Consider the following 3,767-nt stretch of genomic DNA (forward strand, 5'->3'; position numbering starts at 1 on the left):
AGCACAGGTTTCTTACCAGCTGGATTATCACTGACAGAGTGCAGACAGGCTTAATTGTAGTTTTGCCTGTCTGTATTACAGATGGTATTGCGAAATAATCCACTTTCCGGAAGTGTTGCATATCGATATAGCATCCCGACCGGAAAACAGGAAGGTTACCGGACCAGAATTTGTTTTACGCATACCGCGCAGAGTTCAAAGAAACTAAACGCGCTGTTTTTTATTTATTACGCAACAACGGTCAGCCCTGCAAAAACAGGCTTATTAATCTGTTCTGAAAAACTGGCAGTTCACCCTCAGGCTTCAGCAACAACCGGAACTGATAAGTAATATAAGGCTGACCTTTTATTGAATATTGCAGGTATCACCGTGCGTGCCGGTCTGGTTCCCGGTATTCAGCGCTGACCAGATAAACTGATTAAAGAAAGAGAGTCCGGCAATATATGAACCTGACCCGACTGGCATTGTTTATATCCCTCAGTTCCCTGGCATTGTCCGTTCAGGCAACGGAATTCAGCACCGGGTTTCTTGACGGGGGAGATAATGTGGACCTCTCCGCATTCAGTAATGACGGTTATGTTATGCCGGGCAACTATCTGCTGGATATCTACCTTAACGAGAAGCTGGTTCGCAACCGTTTTCTCATTTCTGCCCTGCCGGACGGAAAGTCACGTACTGTCTTTTGTATCACTCCTGAACTTGTTGAAATGCTGGGGCTGAAAAAAAGCGCCCTTGACAGACTGAAAATCATTCCCGGGGCCGATGACGGGCACTGTACTGACTTCAGCACACGGGAAAGCACTGTCAGATACAGTCCGGCCCGACAGAGCCTTTCCATCACGCTGCCTCAGGCATGGATGAAATATCAGGACCCGGACTGGGTTCCCCCCTCACGCTGGAGTGAGGGGGTTAACGGGGCTGTTCTGGACTACAATTTTCTCGCCAGCCGCTACATGCCGCATCAGGGCAGTTCATCCAACAGTTACAGCCTCTACGGGACTGCCGGCTTAAATTTCGGCCCCTGGAGACTACGCAGCGACTACCAGTACAACCGCACGGATAACGGTAACGGAAATTCTGATTCGGACTTTTTCCTTCCCCAGACTTACCTGTTCCGTGCACTCCCGCAGTGGCGTTCAAAACTGACAGTGGGACAGAGTTACCTGAATTCAGCCATTTTTGATGCCTTTCGCTTTACCGGCGTGACGCTGGCCAGTGATGACCGGATGTTACCGCCCTCCCTGCAGGGATATGCCCCGCAAATCAGCGGCATTGCCAACAGTAATGCGCAGGTGACCGTCAGCCAGAATGGCCGCATTCTGTACCAGACCCGGGTGTCTCCCGGCCCCTTTGTCCTGCCGAACCTGAGCCAGAATATCAGCGGTAACCTTGATGTGACGCTACGGGAAAGTGACGGGTCAACACGGACCTGGCAGGTTAACACTGCCAGCGTCCCTTTCATGACCCGTAAGGGGAATATCCGTTACAAAGTGGCTGCCGGACGTCCCGTCTATGATGGCGGGAGCCACAGCACAGACCCTGATTTCCTCCAGGCTGAAGCCACATGGGGGGCGTTAAACAATACCTCCCTCTACGGCGGCATTATCGCGTCTGCTCAGCATTACCAGTCCGTTGCGCTCGGGGCCGGGCAGAATATGGGGGAGCTCGGCGCCCTGTCCGTGGACGTTACCCGCTCTGATGCCCGGCTGCCGTTCCCCCGGGCACAGCGGCAGAGTGGGTACAGTTACCGGATTAACTATGCCAAAACCTTTGACAGTATCGGCAGCACGCTCGCTTTTGTGGGTTACCGGTTCTCTGACCGCCATTTTATGTCCCTGCCGGAGTTTATCGCCCGTTCACAGGACAGTGGCCGCTACGACCGGGATGAGAAAGAGAGTTACACCATCAGCTACAGTCAGTATTTCTCAGACCCGGGGGTCAGCGCTTCACTGTCAATGAGCCGGCTGAGTTACTGGAATGCAGACACCAGTGATAACTGGACGTTCTCGCTGAGTAAATCCTTTGACATCGGTTCGTTCCGGGGCGTCACCGCTGCCCTGACGCTGGCCCGTAACCAGTACCGGGACCTGTCACAGAACCAGGTGTATGCCTCTTTCACCCTTCCTCTCGGTGAAAAGCGGCAGGTCAGTTACAGCATGACCCGGGACAACCAGGGCAGTATGCAGCAGAACGTAAATTATCTTGATTTCACCCGTCAGAATACCACCTGGGGTCTCAGCGCCGGCAGCCAGAACCAGGGCGGAGGACACAGCCTGAGCGGGAATATCCAGAGTGTCACGCCTTATGGCAATGCCTCCGCTGACTTCACTCTCCGTCCGGGGCAGTACCGGAGCGTGGGTCTGAACTGGTACGGCTCACTGACCGCCACAGCACACGGTGCAGCTTTCAGCCAGTCCATGGCAGGAAACGAGCCCCGTATGATGGTCGACACTGATGGCGTGTCCGGTGTCCCTGTCAGTAACGGTCAGGGAGTGACCAATCATTTCGGTATTGCGGTCGTCAGCGGGGGAGCCAGTTACCTGCCTGCCGATGTTTCAGTGGATGTGGCTGAACTGCCGGATGACGTGGATGTCAGCGGGACAGTCGTCAGCCAGGTGCTGACAGAAGGCGCCATAGGCTATGCCCGTTTTTCTGCAAACCGGGGAGAGCAGATTTTCGGTCTCATCCGTCTCCCTGATGGCTCATTCCCGCCGCTGGGTGCACTGGTTTCCTCCGGGCGGTCGGGGAAAACCGCGGGGATGGTGGGCGAGCAGGGCCGGGTTTACCTGACCGGTATCAGCCGGGACGACCGCCGTCTCACCGTCACCCGGGACGGGAAGGAACAGTGTCAGCTGACGCTGCCTGAGACACTGACAATGAGCAACGGCCCGCTGCTGCTGCCCTGCCAGGTATCACAGAATACAGACCGATAATAACCGTCATTTTTCCGGAGGAGAGAGAAGTGAATATCCGCCATATCACCGCCCTGTTGCCGGCACTGCTGCTGTTGTGGGGACCCGCCACACGGGCGGCCATCAATGTCGACCGGACACGTATCATTATGGACAGTAAGGTGAAATCCCTGTCGGTTGAACTTTCCAACGAAAGCACGACTCTGCCTTACCTCGCGCAGGCCTGGGTTGAGGATGCTCAGGGGAAACGCAGCAATCAGATAGTTGCCCTGCCCCCCCTGCAGCGTATCGATGCCGGGCAGAAATCTCAGGTTCGCATCATGCAGGTCAGGGGGGGCGGAACTGACCGCCTGCCACAGGACCGGGAAACTCTGTTTTATTTCAAGGTCAAGGAAATTCCGCCAAAACCCGAAGAAACAGGGGCAAATATTCTGCAGATGGCACTGCAAAGCAGGCTGAAGTTGTTTTTCCGGCCGACAGCCATTGCAAAACCGTTCGGTGACACCTCCGAAAGGCGGCTCATCGTTCTCAGAAACGGAGAACATGTGACGCTGAAGAACCCCACGCCTTATTACATCAGCGTTATCTGGATGGGCAGAACCGCAGCGCAGAGCCTGAAGGGGTTCAGCCAGGACACAATGGTCCCCCCGTATTCTGACCTGCCACTGCAGGCGATTCTGCCACGCGGAGATGACGGCCTGTATGTGGGATATATCGATGACTTCGGTGGGATGAAGCTCAACCATTACCGCTGCCGGACCGGGCAGTGCACGTTTGATACAGTACAACACACTGACAGTCAGTGAGTACGCCTGACCAGGTAACGGGAATACTGTTATGAAAATCATCTGTACA

2 protein-coding genes are annotated in these 3,767 nt (G+C 54.9%); both read left to right on the top strand.

Features of this window, described 5'->3' with window-relative positions:
• Positions 1–443 precede the first annotated feature (443 nt).
• On the top strand, positions 444–2,933 hold the full coding sequence (locus HV477_RS27605; protein WP_175065717.1) for a fimbria/pilus outer membrane usher protein: 2,490 nt from the start codon (positions 444–446) through the stop codon (positions 2,931–2,933).
• A 29-nt stretch (positions 2,934–2,962) separates the two neighbouring features.
• Entirely contained in the window at positions 2,963–3,718 is a 756-nt protein-coding gene (locus HV477_RS27610; RefSeq protein ID WP_023222793.1) for a fimbria/pilus periplasmic chaperone, read from the top strand.
• Positions 3,719–3,767 lie beyond the last annotated feature (49 nt).

It is taken from the genome of Salmonella sp. SG203 (genome assembly GCF_013350575.1).
Classification (GTDB): Bacteria; Pseudomonadota; Gammaproteobacteria; order Enterobacterales; family Enterobacteriaceae; genus Salmonella; species Salmonella enterica.